The organism is Lentzea kentuckyensis (assembly GCF_002150765.1).
Lineage (GTDB): Bacteria > Actinomycetota > Actinomycetes > Mycobacteriales > Pseudonocardiaceae > Lentzea > Lentzea kentuckyensis.
Map to the genome: position 1 here is coordinate 1 of NZ_MUYM01000021.1, position 19036 is coordinate 19036.

At 68.4% G+C, this 19036-nt stretch carries 20 protein-coding genes; 8 read left to right on the top strand and 12 right to left on the bottom strand.

Annotation, left to right across the window (positions count from 1 at the left end; translation table 11 throughout):
* A partial coding sequence (locus B0F77_RS13070) for a hypothetical protein (protein WP_143466703.1) occupies positions 1-217 on the bottom strand: 217 nt, incomplete at its 3' end.
* 136 nt (positions 218-353) lie between these two features.
* Here B0F77_RS13070 and nth point away from each other — a divergent pair.
* The 4 genes from nth to B0F77_RS13090 are packed head-to-tail and all read left to right on the top strand — an operon-like array spanning position 354 to position 3481.
* Positions 354-1061: an endonuclease III gene (gene nth / locus B0F77_RS13075; protein ID WP_086663142.1), complete on the top strand. Its 708-nt coding sequence runs from the start codon at positions 354-356 to the stop codon at positions 1059-1061.
* Entirely contained in the window at positions 1058-1621 is a 564-nt protein-coding gene (locus B0F77_RS13080) for a TlpA family protein disulfide reductase (protein ID WP_086663143.1), read from the top strand. The genes nth and B0F77_RS13080 overlap by 4 nt, the downstream gene beginning before the upstream one ends.
* Complete coding sequence (locus tag B0F77_RS13085) at positions 1618-2277, top strand: NUDIX hydrolase (RefSeq protein WP_086663144.1); 660 nt, start codon at positions 1618-1620, stop codon at positions 2275-2277. Before B0F77_RS13080 ends, B0F77_RS13085 begins: the two co-directional genes overlap by 4 nt.
* Positions 2278-2293: 16 nt before the next feature.
* Positions 2294-3481 (top strand): MarP family serine protease, encoded by a 1188-nt coding sequence (locus tag B0F77_RS13090; RefSeq protein ID WP_086663145.1) that lies wholly within the window; start codon positions 2294-2296, stop codon positions 3479-3481.
* On the opposite strand, the gene B0F77_RS13095 is transcribed toward B0F77_RS13090, so the two are convergent.
* A complete protein-coding gene (locus B0F77_RS13095) occupies positions 3459-4169 on the bottom strand; it encodes a TetR/AcrR family transcriptional regulator (protein WP_086663146.1) in 711 nt (236 codons plus the stop codon). The genes B0F77_RS13090 and B0F77_RS13095 overlap by 23 nt on opposite strands.
* Positions 4170-4240: 71 nt before the next feature.
* Here B0F77_RS13095 and B0F77_RS13100 point away from each other — a divergent pair, with 71 nt between their 5' ends.
* Positions 4241-5725 carry an FAD-dependent oxidoreductase gene (locus B0F77_RS13100; RefSeq protein ID WP_086663147.1) on the top strand — a complete coding sequence of 495 codons (1485 nt, stop codon included), beginning with the start codon at positions 4241-4243 and terminating at the stop codon, positions 5723-5725.
* Here B0F77_RS13100 and B0F77_RS13105 read toward each other — a convergent pair.
* From B0F77_RS13105 to acs, 4 genes are all read right to left on the bottom strand, one after another.
* Positions 5697-6614: an alpha/beta fold hydrolase gene (locus tag B0F77_RS13105; protein ID WP_086663190.1), complete on the bottom strand. Its 918-nt coding sequence runs from the start codon at positions 6612-6614 to the stop codon at positions 5697-5699. The genes B0F77_RS13100 and B0F77_RS13105 overlap by 29 nt on opposite strands.
* The gene (locus B0F77_RS13110) at positions 6611-7066 is read right to left on the bottom strand and encodes a phage holin family protein (RefSeq protein ID WP_245848052.1); all 456 of its coding nucleotides are present in this window, start codon (positions 7064-7066) and stop codon (positions 6611-6613) included. The genes B0F77_RS13105 and B0F77_RS13110 overlap by 4 nt, the downstream gene beginning before the upstream one ends.
* The gene (nhaA, locus tag B0F77_RS13115) at positions 7063-8229 is read right to left on the bottom strand and encodes a Na+/H+ antiporter NhaA (RefSeq protein WP_086663148.1); all 1167 of its coding nucleotides are present in this window, start codon (positions 8227-8229) and stop codon (positions 7063-7065) included. Before nhaA ends, B0F77_RS13110 begins: the two co-directional genes overlap by 4 nt.
* A 122-nt stretch (positions 8230-8351) precedes the next feature.
* On the bottom strand, positions 8352-10334 hold the full coding sequence (gene acs / locus B0F77_RS13120; RefSeq protein WP_086663149.1) for an acetate--CoA ligase: 1983 nt from the start codon (positions 10332-10334) through the stop codon (positions 8352-8354).
* A gap of 259 nt (positions 10335-10593) precedes the next feature.
* Here acs and B0F77_RS13125 point away from each other — a divergent pair, with 259 nt between their 5' ends.
* Entirely contained in the window at positions 10594-11322 is a 729-nt protein-coding gene (locus B0F77_RS13125) for an oxidoreductase (protein ID WP_086663150.1), read from the top strand.
* On the opposite strand, the gene kynU is transcribed toward B0F77_RS13125, so the two are convergent.
* Positions 11312-12412, bottom strand: coding sequence for a kynureninase (gene kynU / locus B0F77_RS13130; protein ID WP_245848053.1), 1101 nt, complete (start codon positions 12410-12412; stop codon positions 11312-11314). The two genes, B0F77_RS13125 and kynU, sit on opposite strands and share 11 nt — an antisense overlap.
* Positions 12409-13224, bottom strand: coding sequence for a tryptophan 2,3-dioxygenase (locus B0F77_RS13135; RefSeq protein WP_086663152.1), 816 nt, complete (start codon positions 13222-13224; stop codon positions 12409-12411). The genes kynU and B0F77_RS13135 overlap by 4 nt, the downstream gene beginning before the upstream one ends.
* Positions 13225-13329: 105 nt before the next feature.
* Here B0F77_RS13135 and B0F77_RS13140 point away from each other — a divergent pair, with 105 nt between their 5' ends.
* On the top strand, positions 13330-13770 hold the full coding sequence (locus B0F77_RS13140; RefSeq protein ID WP_198680504.1) for an Lrp/AsnC family transcriptional regulator: 441 nt from the start codon (positions 13330-13332) through the stop codon (positions 13768-13770).
* Here B0F77_RS13140 and B0F77_RS13145 read toward each other — a convergent pair.
* The 3 genes from B0F77_RS13145 to B0F77_RS13155 all read right to left on the bottom strand — a co-directional run bounded on the left by B0F77_RS13145 (position 13759) and on the right by B0F77_RS13155 (position 16140).
* On the bottom strand, positions 13759-14670 hold the full coding sequence (locus tag B0F77_RS13145) for an N-acetylmuramic acid 6-phosphate etherase (RefSeq protein WP_086663153.1): 912 nt from the start codon (positions 14668-14670) through the stop codon (positions 13759-13761). The genes B0F77_RS13140 and B0F77_RS13145 overlap by 12 nt on opposite strands.
* A complete protein-coding gene (locus B0F77_RS13150) occupies positions 14667-15587 on the bottom strand; it encodes a MurR/RpiR family transcriptional regulator (RefSeq protein ID WP_211293768.1) in 921 nt (306 codons plus the stop codon). The genes B0F77_RS13145 and B0F77_RS13150 overlap by 4 nt, the downstream gene beginning before the upstream one ends.
* Positions 15588-15693: 106 nt before the next feature.
* Positions 15694-16140 carry a carboxymuconolactone decarboxylase family protein gene (locus B0F77_RS13155; protein ID WP_086663155.1) on the bottom strand — a complete coding sequence of 149 codons (447 nt, stop codon included), beginning with the start codon at positions 16138-16140 and terminating at the stop codon, positions 15694-15696.
* 50 nt (positions 16141-16190) lie between these two features.
* Between B0F77_RS13155 and pdxR the strand changes: the two genes are divergently transcribed.
* Entirely contained in the window at positions 16191-17528 is a 1338-nt protein-coding gene (gene pdxR / locus B0F77_RS13160; RefSeq protein ID WP_211293769.1) for a MocR-like pyridoxine biosynthesis transcription factor PdxR, read from the top strand.
* Here pdxR and B0F77_RS13165 read toward each other — a convergent pair.
* Entirely contained in the window at positions 17511-19034 is a 1524-nt protein-coding gene (locus tag B0F77_RS13165; protein WP_086663157.1) for a serine hydrolase domain-containing protein, read from the bottom strand. The genes pdxR and B0F77_RS13165 overlap by 18 nt on opposite strands.
* Between the last annotated feature and the right edge of the window lie 2 nt (positions 19035-19036).

Sequence of the window (19036 nt, forward strand, 5' to 3'; positions counted from 1 at the left end):
CGCCGCGGCCGCGGCGACGGAGGCGGAACATGTCGAGGGCGCGACCGATGCCGTGTCCGTAGAGCGCCTTGACCTCTTCGGGCCTGGCGGACTCCAGGAACTCCTCGACCTCGTTCTCCTGCACGGCAACGTGCCGGAGCTTCGCTTCGACGCGCTCCATGAAGAGCGCGAAGAACATGATCACGATCGGTACGACGATCACAAGCCAGGCAGTCATGATGCTCCGCAGTGTGGCGCAAGTGGGATTCGAGTACGCGTCCAGGGGTGGGCTTCGGCGTGTTGACTACGCTGAATCAGTGCCCGCAACCAAGAAACCGGAAACCAAACTCGGCCTGACCCGCAGGGCCCGCCGGATGGTGCGCGTGCTTGCCGAGGGATACCCCGACGCGCACTGCGAGCTGGACTTCACCACGCCGTTGGAGCTGGTCGTGGCGGTGGTGTTGTCCGCGCAGTGCACCGACAAGAAGGTCAACGAGGTCACTCCCGCGCTCTTCGCGAAGTACCCGACGGCCGCCGACTACGCCGGCGCCGACCGGGTCGAACTCGAAGAGATGATCCGCCCGACCGGTTTCTACCGGAACAAGGCAACGTCTCTGATGGGTCTCGGTGCCGCCCTTGTGGAGCAGCACGACGGTGTGGTCCCAGGCAGGCTGGAAGAGCTGGTCAAGCTTCCTGGTGTAGGACGCAAGACCGCCAACGTGGTTCTCGGCAACGCGTTCGATGTGCCCGGCATCACAGTCGACACCCACTTCGGCCGGCTGGTCCGCCGCTGGGGCTGGACGACGGAGGAGGACGCGGTCAAAGTCGAGCACGCCATCGGCGCGATCATCGAGAAGCGCGACTGGACCATGGCCTCGCACTGGATCATCTTCCACGGCCGCCGCGTCTGTCACGCCAAAACGCCTGCGTGCGGGGCATGCCTGCTGATGAACGACTGCCCGTCGTTCGGCCTTGGCCCCGAGGACCCGGTCAAGGCGGCCAAGCTGGTGAAGGGCGACGAGAAACCCCACCTGATCGAGCTCGCCGAGCGGGTTCGAGCGGGTGAGAAGCTGGTCGGGTGAACAACCGCACGCGCTGGCTGGTTCTCGCGCTCGTCCTCGGCGTCGCGGGTGTCGTAGCGCTGTGGCCCCGTGCCAGAACGCCGGAGCCGCCGCCCACGCCGTCCCGTCCGTCGCAGGACGTGTCGGCGTTGCGCGCGCAGGCCCAGCTACGGCCGTGCGTGCCGGGTGAACAGGGCGGCGTCGACGTGACCTGTCTCGGCGACGGCACCCGGACGGCCCTCGCGCTGAAGGGGCCGCTCCTGATCAACTTCTGGGCGACCTGGTGCCAGCCGTGCCAGGAGGAGCTGCCCGTGCTGGAAACGTATGCGAAGCAACCAGGTGCCGTCCCGGTCGTCCCAGTTCTTGTGAAGAGCAGCGAAGCCGACGGCCTCGAACTGCTCGCCCGGCTCGGCGTGCGGCTGCCCTCGGTCTACGACGGGGCGGACGAGCTGCGTAAACGAGTGAAGGCGCCGATAACGCTGCCCGCCACGTATTACATAGCAGCGGACGGTCAGGTCCGGCAGATCACGGATCCGCCGTACTTCAAGGCGCCAGAGCAGGTGGAGAAGGCGGTTCGATGACGGAGGCGACAGAGCCACCCGACTGGATGCAGCGCCTGGCCAAGGCCACCGACCAGATCGACGCGAAGACGTTCATGCGGGTCCCGCGCGCTCCCTCCGAGGGCGTGCGCAAGGCGTCCGTGCTGATGCTGTTCGGCGAGGACGAGAACCACGGCCCGGACGTGTTGCTGCTGCGCCGATCGGACACGCTCGGCTCGCATCCGGGTCAGGTCGCGTTTCCTGGCGGTGCGGCCGACGAGACCGACGACGGCCCGGTCGGCACCGCATTACGCGAGGCTTACGAGGAGACAGGTGTACTTGCGTCAGGAGTGAGACCGCTCGCCCTGTTGCCGGAGCTGTACGTGCCGGTGTCCGGGTTCGTGGTCACGCCCGTGCTCGCTTACTGGGAACAGCCGAGCCCCGTCGCACCTGTCGACCCGGCGGAGACCGCCGCCGTTGCACGGGTGCCCGTCGCGCATCTCGCCGATCCTGCGAACAGGTTCCGGGTGCGTCACCCTGCGGGCTACGTCGGAGCGGCCTTCTCCGCACCGGGCATGCTGGTGTGGGGTTTCACCGCGGGGTTGATCAACGGCCTGATCGCACTCGGCGGCTGGGAACAGCCGTGGGATGCGACAGATGTGCGTGACCTTGAACTAGCGTTGCGCGCTACACAGTGAGGCGGAGGTTTTCGGGTTGAACTGGGTTGACCTGCTCGTGCTGGGCCTTGCCGCGATCGCCGCGGTCTCCGGGGCCAGGCAGGGCATGGTCGTCGCGCTGCCCGCGTTCGTCGGTGTGCTCGTCGGCCTCATCCTCGGCACGCAGATCGCTCCGCTCCTGGTGTCCCAGTTCGAGAACGTCGTGACCAAGGTCGTGTTCGCGGTCGGCATCGTCGTGCTGTTGGTGGCGCTGGGCGAGACGATCGGCGTCTACATCGGCAGGACGATCAAGGCTCGGGTCAACGCGTCGCCGTTGCGCGGCGCGGACAACGCGCTGGGCGCGATCGTGCAGGGCCTGGTCGTCTTCATCGTGGCGTGGATGATCGCGCTCCCGCTGACCTCGGTCGTCGGGCTGCCGGACCTCACGTCGTCGCTCAGGCAGTCGGTGATCCTCGGCAAGGTCGACGAGACCATGCCGCAGGCCGCCAGGGTGCTGTCGAACGACCTGCAGAAGCTCTTCGACGTCTCGGGCTTCCCGCAGGCGATGGACCCGTTCAACCGGACGCCGCTCAAGGCGGTCGAGCCGCCGAACGACCAGCTCGCGAGCTCCCCGGTGGTGCAGCGGCTGAAGTCGTCCGTGCTGAAGGTCCGCGGCCGCGCGCCGTCGTGCTCGCGTGCCCTGGAAGGCACCGGGTTCGTGATCGCGCCGGAACGCGTCATGACCAACGCGCACGTCGTCGCCGGCACCAACGAGGTGACGGTCGAGGTCGGCCGCGGCCAGTTCGACGCGACGGTCGTCTCCTACGACCCCCGCACGGACATCGCCGTGCTCGCGGTGCCGGACCTGGAGGCCACGCCGCTGCAGTTCCGTTCCGACACGGTGCAGCCGGGCGAGGACGGCATCGTGCTCGGCTACCCGCTGGACGGCCCGTACAAGGCGTCGCCGGCGCGCGTGCGGGAGCGGATCGAGCTGCTGCGCGGCCCGGACATCTACGACGCGCAGACGGTCACGCGTGACGTCTACACGGTTCGTGCCGAGGTCCGGTCCGGCAACTCAGGTGGCCCGCTGGTCGACCCGAACGGCCGGGTGATGGGCGTGGTGTTCGGCGCGGCCGTCGACGACCCGGAGACCGGGTTCGTGCTGACCGCCCAGCAGGTGCAGTCGATGGTGCAGAAGGCACCGACGCTGACCCGCCGGGCGTCTACCCAGGGGTGTGCGTCGTAGCGATGCCGTTGAGCACGCAGCTCAGTCCCGTGTCGAACCACGGCGCGGCGCTGGTGTGCTCGGCTTCGTACATGACCTTGGCGAGCGTCGGGAACTTCCCGGTGGCCAGCATCCGCTGCATGTAGGGGCCGGACGCCGCCTGCCACTGCTCCTCGGTCATGCCGCTGGCCTGCTCCTCGCGGGCCTCGGTGATCTCGTTGCGGACGGCGCCGTGCACGAACGCCATCACGGTGCTGACCGCCCCGAGCACGTGGTCGATGGTCGGGAACTCCGGCCTGCCGTCGAGGGTGCGCAGTGACGCCTCGATGTGCGCCAGCGAGTGGGGACCGCGGTGCGGGCGGCCGCCGAGCAGGTCGATGAACCACGGATGCCGCTTCGCCGCCGCGCGCATGCCGTGGGCGATCTGGGTCAGGGCGGCGCGCCAGTCGGTGCCGGGTTCCGGCAGCCGGATCTCGCCGTAGACCTCGTCGACCATGAGGTCGAGCAGCTCGTCCTTGGTCTCGATGTAGCCGTAGAGGCGCATCGGGCCGGCGTTCAGCGCGGCCGCGACCTTGCGCAGCGACACCTCGTCGAGGCCGCCCTCGTCGGCGAGCCTGATCGCGGCCTGCACGATCAGTTCCCTGCTCAACGGGGTCGGTGACGGCTTGCTGGGCGGCTCTGGGCGGTCCCACACGAGTTCGTTCGACATCGAGCTGGACAATACAGCGTCTCATCGCGATACAGTGTATTGAGCGATACAGCGTATCGAGAGGGGAAGAGATGAAGACTTCGGTGTTGGTCATCGGGGGAGGGCTGGCGGGCACGTCGGCGGCGATGTTCCTGGCCTGGCGCGGGGTGGACGTGACGTTGGTGGAGAAGCATCCGGGCAGCTCACCGCACCCGCGGGCGGTCGGCTTCAACGCTCGGGTCGGCGAGTTGCTGCGGGCGGTCGGCCTTGAGGGCGAGCTGCCGCCGAGCCGGGTGATGAAGGGCTTCGGCATCCGGCGGGTCCGGGTGGCGAGCCTGGTCGGGGAGCGGTTCGAGGAGACCTTCTGGTCGCCGCCGGCGGAGCTCTCGGACGTCGAGTACTCGCCCTGCACAGGCGTGGCGCTGGCCCAGGACCGGATGGAGCCGATCCTGCGGGACAAGGCCCGCGAGCTCGGCGCGGACATCCGCATGAGCACCCGGATGCTGGAGTTCTCCCAGGACGGCGACGGCGTCACGGCGATCGTCCAGGGCGACGGCGAGCCGTACGAGATCCGCGCGGACTACCTGGTCGCGGCGGACGGCCACCGCAGTTCGATCCGGGAGGAGCTCGGCATCACCCGCAGCGGGCGCGGGTACATGCACACGTCCCGCAGCGTGCTGTTCCGCGCACCGCTGCAGGAGTACCTGAAGGACGGGGTCGGCCAGTTCGTCGTCGACGGCGTCGGCTTCCTGACCACCTACGGCGACGGCCGCTGGGTCCTGATGCTCGAGGACCGCGAGTACGACGAGCCCGAGCTGCGGCAGAAGATCTTCCAGGCCATCGGCAGGGACGACCTGGAGGTGGAGATCATCACCACCGGCCGCTGGACGATCTCGGCGGCGGTCGCGGACAGGTTCGCGGACGGCCGGATCTTCCTGGCCGGCGACGCCGCGCACACCTTGCCGCCGAGCCGTGGCGGGTTCGGGGCGAACGTCGGCATCGAGGACGCGCACAACCTCGCCTGGAAGCTCGCCGCCGTGCTGAACGGCGAGTCACGTCCGTCCTTGTTGGACACTTACGACGCGGAACGCCGCCCGGTCGCTTCGTTGTGCCACCAGCAGATTTTCGCGCGCAACGACGGCCACAACCGTGATGGCGAGCCGGTGGACGCGCCGCTGTTCGACAACAACGCGATGCATTACGGCGTCCTCTACCGGTCGGCCGCGGTGCTTGGCGCCGGCCAGGAACTGCCGCCCGCCCAGCTCCCCGAGCAGTGGCACGGCCAGCCGGGCACGCGGGCACCGCACGTGTGGATCGAGCCCGGAAAGTCCACTTTGGACCTGTTCCAACGCGGCTGGGTGCTCGTGGCGGACCACCCGCAGTGGGAGGAAGCCGCGGCGCCGCTGGGTGTCCGGTACGAACGGGTCGAGCAGCTGGACGTGTTCGGACTGTCCGAAAAGGGCGCCTCGCTGGTCCGGCCGGACGGCTACATCGCCTGGCGCTCGGCCGATCTGCCGGACGACCCGGCGGGGACGCTGGCAGCCGCGTTCAGGAGGTCTTCTGCAGGAACTCGGTGATCAGCCTGCTCGTGGTGTGGGACGCCTCCTGGTTCGGGAAGTGCCCCACCTCGGGCAGGCTCCGGAACTCCGACCCCGGCCCGAGCCACTGCCGCGAGTCACGGGCGGAGGACTCGAGCGTGATCGGGTCCAACGCTCCGTGGAGCTGCAGCACCGGCACCTGCATCGGCTTGTCGACGGCCTCGGTGAACCGGCGCCCGTCGCTGCGGATCTGCGAACGAACTGCCCAGCGGTAGTACTCCATCGCGCTGTGGGCGACGCCGGGGATCGTCATCGCCTGCCGGCAGCGGCGGATGACCTCGTCGAACTCGGGCGCTGACCGCCACTTCGGGCCGGACCAGGCCGACAGCAGCCGGGCGACCTGCATGGCGTTCTGGCCGGTCAGCCAGCGTTCCGGGTAGATCGGCAGCTGGAACCGCAGCACGTGCGAGTTCACCCGCGGATGCCGGCGGAACGCCCGGCGCATCGCGAGCGGGTGCGGCGCGGACAGCACCGAGATCGACGAGACCAGGCGCGGGTGGACCGCGCCGACCGTCCAGGCGATGGCGCCGCCCCACGCGTGACCCACCAGGTGTGCGCGCTGGGCGCCGAGCGCCTTGATCAGGCCCGCGATGTCACCGGCGAGCGTGTAGCCGTCGTAGCCGCGCGGTGGTTTGTCCGAGTCGCCGTACCCGCGGAGATCGACGGCCACCGCGCGGTAGCCGGCCTCGGCCAGCGCCGTCAGCTGGTGCCGCCACGACCACCAGAACTCGGGGAACCCGTGCAGGAGCAGCACGAGCGGTCCCTCGCCGAGTTCGGCGACGTGCAGGCGGATGCCGTTGGCCGACACGTCGCGGTGCGTCCACGGGCCAGCGACCCGCACCACCGACGGGTCGGGTTTGCGGCTCAGTTGTCGTCGCCCCTGCTCTTGGTGTCGCGCTGGGTGAGCGCGGCGACGGTGTCCTTCGCGGCCGCGATCGACTTCTCCGGCGCCCTGATCTTCTTCAGCTTGCGCACGCCGAGCAGGACCAGGAGCCCGGTGGCCACGAGCATCACGACGAACACGAGCCCGAAGCCTGCCCACCTGGGCCAGCCCCACCACTCGGAGAACCCGAACCCGAGGGCCATGAACAGGAAGAACAGGCTGAAGCAGAGCACCGTGAGAGCGGCGATCAGGTAGGCGCTGCCGAACGCGCCCTTCTTGAGTTCCTTGACGAGCTCACCCTTGGCGAGCTCGACCTCTGCTCTGACCAGAGTCGACATGTGCGCGGTCGCATCACGAACGAGGCCGCCGATCGACGCCTCGGCCGTCGGGTCGTCTGCGGTCAGCGGAATCGACGCGATGTGCTCCCTGGTGGTCACTCGGACATCGTGCCATGTGCCCGGCTGCGGCGAATGAGCAACACCGCGGCGAGCAGCGAAGAGATCATCGAGGCGATCAGCACGGCGGCCTTGGCGGTCTCGGGCTGATCGAGCGCCAGGTCCGCGATCAGCAGGCTCACCGTGAACCCGACCCCGCCCAGCACGGCCACCGCGACGATGTCCCGCGGCCCGGCGCCGGACGGCCAGACGGCCGCCTTGAGCCACACCGCGAGCGCCGACATGCCCACGATCCCGATCGCCTTGCCGACGACGAGTCCGACGATCACCCCGATGGCGATCTTGTCCGCGAAGAGCTTCCCGAACGCCTCGGCGCCCACCGGCACACCGGCCGCGAAGAGCGCGAACACCGGCACCGCCACCCCGGCCGACCACGGCTGCAGCCGGTGTTCGAGCCGGACGGCGGGAGCTTCGTGCTCGTACGGATCGCGCTTCACCCGCGTGAGCAACGCCAGCGCGACGCCGGCGATCGTGGCGTGGATGCCCGACTCGTGCATGAACCACCAGGTCGCGACCGCGATCGGCACGTAGATCCAGACGCTGGTGATCCTCTTGTGCTGCAGGAACCAGTACAGCGCCAGCAGCAGGACGACGGCGCCGGCCGCGAGCAGGTTGAACTTCGTCGTGAACAGGATCGCGATCACGATGATCGCGCCCAGGTCGTCCACCACGGCCAGCGACAGCAGGAACACCCGCAGGCTCGACGGCAACCCCGACGCCGTCAACGCCAGCACTCCCAGCGCGAACGCGATGTCCGTGGCCACCGGGATCGCCCAGGCCCTCTCGATCCCCGGCTGACCCCAGCCGATCGCCAACGCGAACAGCGCCGGCACGATCATCCCGCCGATCGCCGCGACCACCGGCAGGACCGCCGCCTTGAACTCCGACAGCTCGCCGACGACCAGTTCGCGCTTCAGTTCGAGTCCGGCCACGAAGAAGAAGATGGCGAGCAGTCCGTCCGTGGCCCAGTCGCCGACGGTCAACGGTCCGGCCTGGAGGTCCCGCAGCCCGAAGTAGGCGGGGGAGAGCGGCGAATTGGCCCAGATCAGCGCTATCGCGGTGGCTCCGAGCAGCACGGTGCCACCGACGGTTTCCGTGCGGAGGTAACGGGCGAACTCGGCGACAACGGCCTTCTTGCGCGACACAGGGCTCCTAGGTCAGCTGGTACGACAAATCCTCGTGCCGACCAGACTTCCCGGCTCACCCTGTTGCGATCTTAACGCGAACGGGCGCCCTCCACCGAGGACGCCCGTCACGTTTGCGCAGATCAGTCCTCGGATTTACCTGACTGCAGGCCCGCCGAGATCAGGTCCATCACCGACGAGTCGGCCAGCGTCGTCACGTCGCCGACCGCGCGGTTCTCCGCCACGTCGCGCAGCAGGCGGCGCATGATCTTGCCGGACCGCGTCTTCGGCAGCTCCGGCACGACCATGATCTGCCGCGGCTTCGCGATCGGGCCGATCTCCTTGGCCACGTGGTCGCGCAGCGCCTTGATCGCGTCGGCGCCACCGGCGTCGGAACCCGCGCCACCGCGCAGGATCACGAACGCCACGATGCCCTGACCGGTGGTCGCGTCGGACGCGCCGACGACGGCCGCCTCGGCCACGGTCGGGTGCGAGACCAGCGCGGACTCGACCTCGGTGGTGGAGATGCGGTGGCCAGACACGTTCATCACGTCGTCGACGCGGCCGAGCAGCCACATGTCGCCGTCGTCGTCGTACTTGGCACCGTCACCGGCGAAGTAGAAGCCCTGCTCCTTGAAGCGCGACCAGTACGTGTCGCGGTAGCGCTCCTCGTCGCCCCAGATGCCGCGCAGCATCGACGGCCACGGCTCGTCGAGCACCAGGTAGCCACCGCCACCGTGCGGGACCTCGACGCCCTCGTCGTTGACGACCTTCGCGCCGATGCCGGGCAGCGGGCGCTGCGCCGAACCGGGCTTGGTCGACACCACGCCGGGCAGCGGCGAGATCATGATCGCGCCGGTCTCGGTCTGCCACCACGTGTCGACGATCGGAGCCTTGCCGCCGCCGACGTTCTCGCGGTACCAGATCCACGCCTCGGGGTTGATCGGCTCGCCGACCGAACCCAGCACGCGCAGCGAGGACAGGTCGTACTTGGCCGGGATGTCCGCGCCCCACTTCATGAAGGTGCGGATCAGCGTCGGCGCCGTGTAGTAGATCGAGACGCCGTACTTCTGCACGATCTCCCAGTGGCGACCCTCGTGCGGGGTGTTCGGCGTGCCTTCGTAGACGACCTGCGTCACGCGGTTCGACAGCGGGCCGTAGACGATGTAGCTGTGGCCGGTGACCCAGCCGATGTCCGCGGTGCACCAGTACACGTCGGTGTCCGGCTTGAGGTCGAACACGTTGTGGTGCGTGTACGACGCCTGCGTGAGGTAGCCGCCGGACGTGTGCAGGATGCCCTTCGGCTTACCCGTGGTGCCCGAGGTGTAGAGGATGAAGAGCGGGTGCTCCGAGTCGAACGCCTCGGGGGTGTGCTGGTCGGACTGACCGTCCACCAGCTCGTGCCACCACACGTCCTTGTCGGTCCACGCGACCTCGCTGTCGGTGCGCTTGACGACGATGACCTTCTCCACGGACGGCGCGGCGGCGACGGCCTCGTCGACGGCGGGCTTGAGCGGGAAGGGGTTGCCGCGGCGGTACTGACCGTCGGTGGTGATCACCAGGCGGCACGAGGAGTCCTCGATGCGGGTGCGCAACGCCTCGGCGGAGAAGCCGCCGAACACGACGCTGTGCATCGCGCCGACGCGGGCGCACGCGAGCATCGCGAAGATCGCCTCGGGGATCATCGGCATGTAGATCGCGACGCGGTCCTCGGCACCGATTCCCAGCGAGGTCAACGCGTTCGCGGCCTTGGACACCTCGCGCTGCAGCTCGGCGTAGGTGATGGCGCGGGAGTCACCGGGCTCGCCCTCCCAGTGGATCGCGACCTGGTCGCCGTGGCCGGACTCGACGTGCCGGTCGACGCAGTTGTAGGCGACGTTCAGCTTGCCGCCGACGAACCACTTCGCGAACGGCGCGTCCGTCCAGTCGAGGACCTGCGTCCACTTGGTGTCCCAGTGCAGCCGTTCCGCCTGCTTCGCCCAGAACGCCTCGCGGTCGGCCTTCGCCTCCTCGTACAGCGCGGGCTGTGCGTTCGCCTGTGCCGCGAACTCGTCGGAAGGCGGGAACGTCCTGCTCTCCGTGAGCAGGTTGTCCAGGGCTTGGCCCTGGCCTGGCGACTGGGTCATGGTGCGAGACCTCCTGGAAAATCCAGACCGGTTGGGGATGCGGGTACTGACCGTAGTGCGAGCCAGTTCACTTCCAACAGGCTCCTCCCCCGAAAGGTTCAGACCAATCTGGGGCGGATTACGACACGGCTTCCATTGTGTAACCCGTTTTGTCTGGTTGAAGCACGTGTGGCGCGATGAACGGGCGAAGTTGCGCGCTCAACGGTCCCGACAGTGAGCTGGATCACGCGTTTCACCTGGTCAGGTACTCTGCGCGACCGTGACCGATCCGCTTGCTCCGCTGCTTTCCTTGCCGGGTGTGGCCGACGCCGCCAACGCGGCCAAGGACGCCGTCTTCCAGGTGCACCGCCATCGGGTGAACTTGCGCGGCTGGGCCACGACCGCGGCCGAAGCGTCCGTCCGCGCGGCCCGTGCGTCGGCGGCGCTGGAGGGCGGGCCGACCGAGATTCCGGAGTCCGGCGAGGTCACGAACCCCGTGCTGGCCGGATCTTTGCGCGTTGCCGAGGCACTGGGCGGTTTGGTGAGCACTTGGCAACGCGCGCCGTTGCAGGCCCTCGCTCGGTTGCACGTGCTCGCTGCTGCGGACCTGGCTTCTGACGTTGGTCGTCCACGGGTGTCGGAAGACGTCTCGCAGCGGCTCGACATGCTCGGGTCGCTGGTCACCGGCGGAACGTCAGTGCCGGCACCGGTCCTGGTCGCGGTCGTGCACGGCGAACTGCTCGGGCTGGCGCCGTTCGACGTGGCCAACGGTGTGGTGGCCCGTGCCGCGGCTCGGATGACGTCCATCTCCAGCGGCCTCGACCCCAAGGGTCTGGGTGTGCCGGAGGTGGCCTGCCTGCGCCGGTCCGCCGAGTACGAGGCCGCGTCCGTGGCGTTCGCGTCGGGGACCCTGGAAGGCCTGGCCCAGTGGATCCTGTTCGTCTGCTCGTCGTTGGAGGCGGGCGCCCGCGAGGCGAAGAGCATCGCGGACGCCGCACTCACCGGGTGACTTCGGCCAGCACCTCGGCTGCCCTGATCGCGTCCTCGTCGGTCACGTAGAGCGGCGCGAACCCGAACCGGAGGATGTCCGGCGGCCGCTGGTCGCCGATGACGCCGCGCGCGATCAGCTCGTCCATCACGGCCTTGGCGTCCGGGCAGCGCACCGAGATCTGGTTGCCGCGGACCTCGGGTGTGATCACTTCGAGGTCCGTGAGCTTCTCGACGTGCTCGCGGAACAACGCGGTCAGCTTGAGCCCTCGCTGACGCAGTTCGGCGAGGTCGACGTCGTCCCACACGTCCAGTGCGGCGTCGAGGGCCAGCATCGAGAGGATGTCCGGCGTGCCGACCCTGGCCCGGACGATGCCGGGGTCCGGCTCGTAGGTCCTCTCCATCGCGAACGGCTCGCGGTGGCCGTTCCAGCCGGACAACGGGTTCTCGAACGTCGCCTGCTTCGCGTGCGGCACGTAGATGAACGCCGGCGAGCCCGGTCCACCGTTGAGGAACTTGTAGGTGCACCCGATCGCGAAGTCGACGCCCAGGGCGTCCAGTTCGATCGGCAGCACGCCCGCGCTGTGGCAGAGATCCCAGACCACTTGTGCGCCAACGTCGTGCGCCTGCTCGGTGAGCGCCTTCATGTCGTTGAGCGCGCCGGTCCGGTAGTCGACCTGGTTGAGCAACACCACCGCGGTGTCCTCGGTCAGGTCCAAAGAGGACGGATGCGCGCCACGGATCTTGAGCCCGGTCAGCGAGGCCACGGACTGCGCGATGTAGCCGTCGGTCGGGAACGTCGACTCGTCGCACACGATCTCGGTGCGGGTCGTGCCCTTCACGGCTCCCATCAACGCCTTGAAGACGTTGACCGACGTCGAGTCACCGACGACGACCTGTCCGGGGGCGGCCCCGATCAGCCGGCCGACGCGGTCGCCGATCCGTTGCGGCGCCTCCCACCAGCCCTCGGACCACGACCGGATCAGCCTCGTGCCCCACTGATGCCGCACGACCTCCTGCATCCGTTCGGCGACGTGCTTCGGTGCTGCGCCGAGGGAGTTGCCGTCGAGGTAGATGACACCTTCGGGGATGTCGAACAGCTCGCGTTTCACACGTAGCTCCTGGCGGTCCACAGTTCCGGGAACACCGCACGCTGGGTGCGCTTCTCCAGCCAGGCAACACCAGCCGAGCCGCCGGTGCCCACCTTCGAGCCCATCGAGCGGCGGGTCGCGAGCAGGTGGTCGTAGCGCCAGCGGGCGAACTCCTCGGCGATGTCCGTCAGCGCCTCGCCCAGTTCCAGCAGGTCGCGGTCGTCGCCGCGGTAGATCGACGCCCACACTTGCTCGACCTCGGCCGACGGCTCGTACGCCTTGGTGAGGTCGCGGTCGAGCACATCGGCGGGAATGTCGAAACCACGGCGCTTCAGGGCCGCCAGCACGTCGTCGTACAGCGAAGGTTTCGCGAGTGACTCCTCCAACTGCGCGTGCATCGCCGGCACCGCGCGGTGCGGCACGAGCATCGACGCGGACTTCTCGCCGAGCAGGAACTCCATCTCGCGGTACATGCCCGACTGGAAACCGGAGCCCTCGCCGAGCGCGTCGCGGAAGGAGTTGAACTCGGTCGGCGTCATCCGCGCGATCGGTCGCCACGCCGCCGACAACGCCTGCAGGTGCAGGTCGGAACGCCGGAGCGTGCGCACGGCGGCGCGGAGGTCGTCGGCGCGGAGTTCGGCCTGGGCCTGCCGCCACTCGAAGCAGAGCAGGCCGAAGTACAGCTCCATCACCTGCGTGATGACCAGGAACGACATCTCACGGGGATCTTTGGACCACTGCTGTTGAAGGGTGTGCAACACCGACGCGTGCACGTAGTCCTCGTACGGCGTGGTGCCGCCGAAATCCAGCTTGGGGGACACGGGGCAGCTCATGCCTCAATCGTCGCCGGAACCGCCCGTCACCTGAATGGGCGACCAAAGGCGTTCGCGCCAATCTTCTTCCAAACGTAAACCAGATCGACGGGTAGCTTTGCGTTCATGTTGGACGACGTCGACAAGGCCCTGTTGGAGGCACTCCAAGAGGATGCGCGCCTGTCGTACAACGAGCTCGCACGCCGAGTCCACGTCTCACCGCCGACGGTCGCCCAACGGGTCCGACGGCTGGAGAACATGGGCGCGATCACCGGCTATCGCGCCGTGGTCGACCCCACCGTCGTCGGGCGTCCTGTCGTCGCGTTGGTGCGCATGAAGTGCTACGGCCCGAGGTGCATCACGGTCCATCCCGAACTTCTGGACGATGTCCCGGAGGTCGTCGAGGTGGTGCGGCTGACGGGCGAGATCTGCTCGGTCGTGAAGGTCGTCACCACGTCGATCGTCGAGCTGGAACGCCTTCTGGTCCGCCTGGCCGCGCACGGGGAGACGTCCAGCGCGATGGTGCTGTCGACGCCGATCCCGTGGCGTCCCGTGCTACCCGGCTAGCCGGTCCAGGGCGTTGCGGACGTGGCCCTTCGTGTCCTCCAGGGCGGCGGCCGCACGTTCGGCCGGTACGCCTGCCAGCAGGTGCACCAGCGCCACCTTGAGATCGCCGGACGCGTCCGCCAGCGCCCGCTCGCAGGCGTTCTCGGACTGCCCGGTGGCCTCGTGCAGGATCCGGATCGTCCGCCCGCGCAGCTTCGCGTTGGTCGCGCGCATGCTGACCATCAGGTTGGAGTAGGTGCGGCCGAGTTTGATCATCACCGCGGTGGAGAACGAGGTCAGGACCAGTTTCTGGGCCGACCCCGCCTTCATCCTGGTCGACCCGGCGATGGCCTCGGGCCCGGTGTTCAGCGCGACCAGGACGTCCGGCGCGAACGGCACCGACGCGTTGTTCGACACGAGCACCGTGCTGGCGCCAAGCGCTTGCGCCTCCTGGAGCGCGCTGATCACGAACGGCGTGCGTCCGGACGCGGTCACGCCCACCACCACGTCCTTCCCGGTGGCGTGCCGGCGGATCTGGGCGGCACCCGAGTGGTCTTCCACCTCTTCGACGGCGCGGACGAGGGCTTCCGAACCGCCGGCGTGGTGGGCGACGAACCAGTCGGCCGGGGTGTTGAACGTGGGTACCAGCTCAGCCGCGTCCAGCGTGGCCAGCCGGCCGGACGTGCCGGCGCCGACGTAGTGGACGCGGCCGCCGGACATGATCGCGGTGACGCCGAGGTCGACCGCGCGGGCCAGCTCCGGCAGTGCCTCGGCGACGGCGGACGGGACCGTGCGGTCCTCGTCGTTGATCATCCGCAGCACGTCGATCGTGGAGACCCGGTCGATGTCCGTCGTGCGAGGGTTCCGTTGCTCCGTCGGAGATTCCACGCGCACCACCACACCGTTCCGGGGGGAGATCATTTAGTCGTCTCCCGCGGCCGCCGTCGGCCGTCTGGTCTCGCGCCCAGCCGGTGACCGGACACCGCCTCGTAGGTCGCCTCCAGCGCCGTCTTCGCCGTGTCCACGTGGTGCTGGGCGACGCCGATGAACAGACAGTCGATCACGGTGAGCTGCGCGATGCGGCTGGCCATCGCGCCGGAGCGGAACGTGGTCTCGCGCGCGGCCGTGGTCAGCACGTGGTCGGCGACCTCGGTGATGGGCGAGCGCGGGAAGTTCGTCAGCGCGACGGTGGTGGCGCCGGTCTCGCGGGCGACGCGCAGCGCCTCGACGGTCTCCGAGGTCGAGCCGGTGTGCGAGATGCCGACGGCCACGTCCGCGTCGGTGAGGACGGCGGCCGAGGTCAGCGCGATGTGCGTGTCGTTCCACGCGAAGCAGGTGAGGCCGATGCGGTGCAGCTTCTGCTGCAGGTCGAACGCGACGAAAGCGCTCGCGCCGAAGCCGTAGACGTCGACCCGGCGGGCGCCCGCGACGGCTTGGACGACCTTGTCGAGCGACTCGACGTCGAGCTGCTCGGCGGTCTCCTCGACGGCGCGGGCGTCGGCGAACGCGACCTTGCCCACGACCTGCTTGAGGTCATCACCAGGCCCGATGTCGCCACCCATGTCGTGGTTGGCCCTGGCCTGGCTGCGCGCGGTGTCGGCGGCGAGCGCGATGCGCAGCTCCGGGTACCCGCCGACGCCAATGGCCTTGCAGAACCGCGTCACCGTGGTCTCACTCGTGCCCGCCTGCTCGGCGACCTCGGTGATGCTGCGGTGCGCGACTGTTGCCGGGTTCTCCAGGACCACCTTCGCGACGCGCTGTTCGGCGCGCGCGAGACCCGGTAGCAAGGACCGGATCTTCACCAGCGGACTGGACTCGGCACTGCTTTCAGTGGACACGTGGGAAACTTACTAACCGCAACTTCGGGGGTCAACGGAGTGTGGCAGTAACTCACCCCAACTGTGTCCGAAAGTCACCCTGTACGGGCGAATCTGCGGGGGAATGTCACCGAACGTCGGGCTTCTTTCGGGTGGAGACGGCGATCCGGTTCCACGAGTTGATGGTGAAGATCAGCGCGATGAGCTGCGCCAGCTCCTCCTCGTCGAAGTGCTTCGCCGCCCGCTCGTAGACCTCGTCGCTGACGTACTCGTGGCTGCTCAAGACCGTGATGGCCTCCGTCAGCCGCAACGCGGCCTGCTCCTTCTCGGTGTAGAGGTCGCCGGCCTCCTCCCAGGCGTTGAGGAGGTAGATGCGCGCCTCGGACTCACCACCCTTTCGTGCGTCGACCGTGTGCATGTTGAGGCAGTAGGCGCAGTGGTTCAGCTGGGAAGCGCGGATGCGGACGAGCTCGGCGAGCTGCTCGTCGAGACCTTCGCGGGCGGCGGCGTCGAGGGCGATCATGGCGCGGTAGACCTTCGGTGCCTTCTTGGCGAGGTCGATTCGGTTCGTCATGTCCACGAAGTTAGGCCGCTGATTGGCTCCCGGCATGGTGCAATCTGATCGTGGAATCGTGGGCCAATCTTGACTTCCACCTCGACCTGTCCGGTCCGGGTGGGCTGCGGCAGCGGTTGACGGCGTCGCTGCGGGAGGCGGTCCGGTCGGCGCGGCTGCCTCCGGGGACGCGGCTGCCCGCGTCGCGATCACTCGCCGCCGATCTGGGGATCGCACGGAACACCGTCGCGGAGGCGTACGCGGAGCTCGTGGCGGAGGGGTGGCTGACTGCGCGTCAGGGTTCGGGAACCGTTGTTGCCCAACGGGTATCGCCGCCGTCTCCGGTTTCGCGTCGTGTTGTGGGCTCGGACGTGCGGTTCGATCTGACCGTGTCGACGCCGGACATCACCGAGTTCCCACGCACGGAGTGGATCCGTTCGACGCGGCGGGCGTTGATGGCGGCGCCGTCGGAGGCGTTCGGTCCGGGTGATCCGCAGGGGCGGATCGAGCTGCGGACGGCGTTGGCCGAGTACCTGGCGCGGGCTCGTGGGGTGCGGACCGATCCTGAGCGGATCGTGGTGTGTTCGGGGTTCGCGGGCGCGATCCAGATGTTCAACCGGCTGCTCAAGCCGCCGGTCGTGGTCGAGGAGTACGGGTTGGGCTTCCACCGGTCGTTGTGGAAGTCGACGGTGCCGCTGGCGGTGGACGACCACGGCGCGAACACCGAACAGCTGCCCGATGACCTGCGCACCTGCGTGCTGACGCCCGCGCACCAGTTTCCGTTGGGTGGCCCTCTGCATCCACGGCGGCGCGCATCGGCCGTGGAGTGGGCACGGCGCGTGGGCGGTCTTGTGCTGGAGGACGACTACGACGGTGAGTTCCGCTACGACCGGCAGCCCGTCGGGGCCGTGCAGGGGCTCGATCCGGAGCACGTCGTCTATCTGGGCACGTCCAGCAAGGCGTTGTCGCCGGCGCTGCGGATCGCGTGGATGGTGTTGCCGGACCGGTTCGTGGATCCGATCTTGGCGCTGAAGACCGATCGCGAGCAGTACATCAGCATGCTCGACCAGTTGACGTTGGCTGACTTCTTGTCGTCGGGCGCGTACGACAGCCACGTGCGGCGGATGCGGTTGAAGTACCAACGACGACGTGACCGGCTCGTGGAGGCTGTTTCGCCGTACGCGTCGGTGTCCGGTATCGCGGCCGGTATGCACGCTGTGCTTGATACGCCCTATGAAACGGAGATCGTGCAGACCGCGCGCGAACGTGGGATCGAGGTCAGTCCTCTCTCCGGGTTCCGGCACGAGCTGAGCAATGACGACCGCACGGGGATCGTGGTGAGCTTCGGAGCGCCCGCGTTTCCACGGGCGCTCCCTCTGTTCACTGACGTGCTAGCGGCGTGCCACTGACCAGCCTTCCGCGGTGACGTCGCCACGGGCGTGCACGTACACGCCGCGTCCGTTGTACTGGCCCGCCTTGGTGTAGACGAACCGGGTTTTGACGGATTCCGTTGGCATCCAACGGCGTTCGGTGGTGGTGATCGTGCGGGCGTCCTGCCAGTCGGTGCCGTTCCAGTGCTGGATCGTCAGCTTGTCGCCCTTGTCGACGTCGACGAAGACCTCGACCGGGCGTTCCGCCGTGAGAGTGCCGCCGGAAGTCGTTGCCCGCCACTGCTTTCCGTGCGACTTGACGGCGAGCGCGTTGGCCAGGCCGTCGGCGACGGCGCGCCTGGCGGGGTTGATGCTGCCCCAGTCCCGGCTCGGGTGCACGCGGTTGGTCAGCAGGATCGCGATCGACCGCGAGGCCTTGTCGATCACGAACGATGTGCCGGTGTACCCGGTGTGACCTGCGGTTCCCGGTCCGCTCAGCCCGCCCATGTACCAGCGCTGGTCGAGCTCGAAGCCGAGCCCGTGGGCGTTGTCGGGGAACTGCTGGTTGAAGTTCGTGAGCATCAGCTCGACGCTGTGCTCGGTGAGGATCCGGCGGCCGTTGTACGTGCCGCCGTTGAGGATCGTCTGGCCGAGGATGGCGAGGTCTTTGGCCGTGCCGAACACACCGGCGTGTCCGGCGACTCCTCCGAGGGACCACGCGTTCTCGTCGTGCACCTCGCCGCGGACCATGCCGCGTGGCGGTGCGGTCTGGAACTCCGTTGCGGCCGTTCGGTTCTTGGCCTTCGGGTTGTAACCGGTGTCCTTCATGCCGAGCGGCTTGGTGATGCCGTCCCTGACGGCCTGGTCGAGCTTCTTGCCGCTGACCCGGTGGACCAGTTCGCCGAGCGTGATCAGGTTCAGGTCGGAGTAGACATAGGTGGTGCCGGGCGTGGACTTCGGCTTCACGTCCATCACGGCCTTGATGCGTGACGGGACATCCGGGTACAGCTTCCACAACGCGATGAACGGTTCGAGGCCGCTCGTGTGTGTGAGGAGCTGCTTGACGGTGATGTTCTCCTTGCCGTTCACGCCGAACTCGGGCAGGTAGGTGGCGACCTTCTCGTCGACTTTCACCCGGCCCTGCTCGACCTGCTGGATCACCGCGATCGACGTGAAGAGCTTCGAGATCGAGGCGAAGTCGAAGATCGTGTCCTTTTGCATCGGGACGCGTTCGTCTTCCGGCAGCTGGGTTTGCTGATCCTGGTAGAGGACCGCGTAGCCCGTGCGGTCGTGCGTGACGATCTTGCCGTCGTGCACGTACATCGTGACGGCGCCGGCGTACAGCGGTTTGCCGTTGGCCTGGGGTTTGGTGAAGTCGCGGACCTGGCGCAGGGCCGTGTTGATCGGCTCCGGGTCGAGGTTCGCCCAGTACGGGTTGGACTCGCGCAGGGTCGTCCAGGGGTGCGCGAAACCGTCCTGGGGCTGGTCGAAATGGCCGGGGATCGCGGCCGTCACGAGTGCGACGGCCAGGGCAGGGATGAGCATGT

Bases quoted from the DNA above. Each gene is read 5' to 3' on its own strand.
- nth (WP_086663142.1), top strand. From the start codon at position 354: ATGGTGCGCGTGCTTGCCGAGGGATACCCCGACGCGCACTGCGAGCTG.
- B0F77_RS13085 (WP_086663144.1), top strand. From the start codon at position 1,618: ATGACGGAGGCGACAGAGCCACCCGACTGGATGCAGCGCCTGGCCAAG.
- B0F77_RS13095 (WP_086663146.1), bottom strand. From the start codon at position 4,169: ATGTCGAACGAACTCGTGTGGGACCGCCCAGAGCCGCCCAGCAAGCCG.
- B0F77_RS13100 (WP_086663147.1), top strand. From the start codon at position 4,241: ATGAAGACTTCGGTGTTGGTCATCGGGGGAGGGCTGGCGGGCACGTCG.
- acs (WP_086663149.1), bottom strand. From the start codon at position 10,334: ATGACCCAGTCGCCAGGCCAGGGCCAAGCCCTGGACAACCTGCTCACG.
- B0F77_RS13135 (WP_086663152.1), bottom strand. From the start codon at position 13,224: ATGAGCTGCCCCGTGTCCCCCAAGCTGGATTTCGGCGGCACCACGCCG.
- B0F77_RS13140 (WP_198680504.1), top strand. From the start codon at position 13,330: ATGTTGGACGACGTCGACAAGGCCCTGTTGGAGGCACTCCAAGAGGAT.
- B0F77_RS13145 (WP_086663153.1), bottom strand. From the start codon at position 14,670: ATGATCTCCCCCCGGAACGGTGTGGTGGTGCGCGTGGAATCTCCGACG.
- B0F77_RS13155 (WP_086663155.1), bottom strand. From the start codon at position 16,140: ATGACGAACCGAATCGACCTCGCCAAGAAGGCACCGAAGGTCTACCGC.
- B0F77_RS13165 (WP_086663157.1), bottom strand. From the start codon at position 19,034: ATGCTCATCCCTGCCCTGGCCGTCGCACTCGTGACGGCCGCGATCCCC.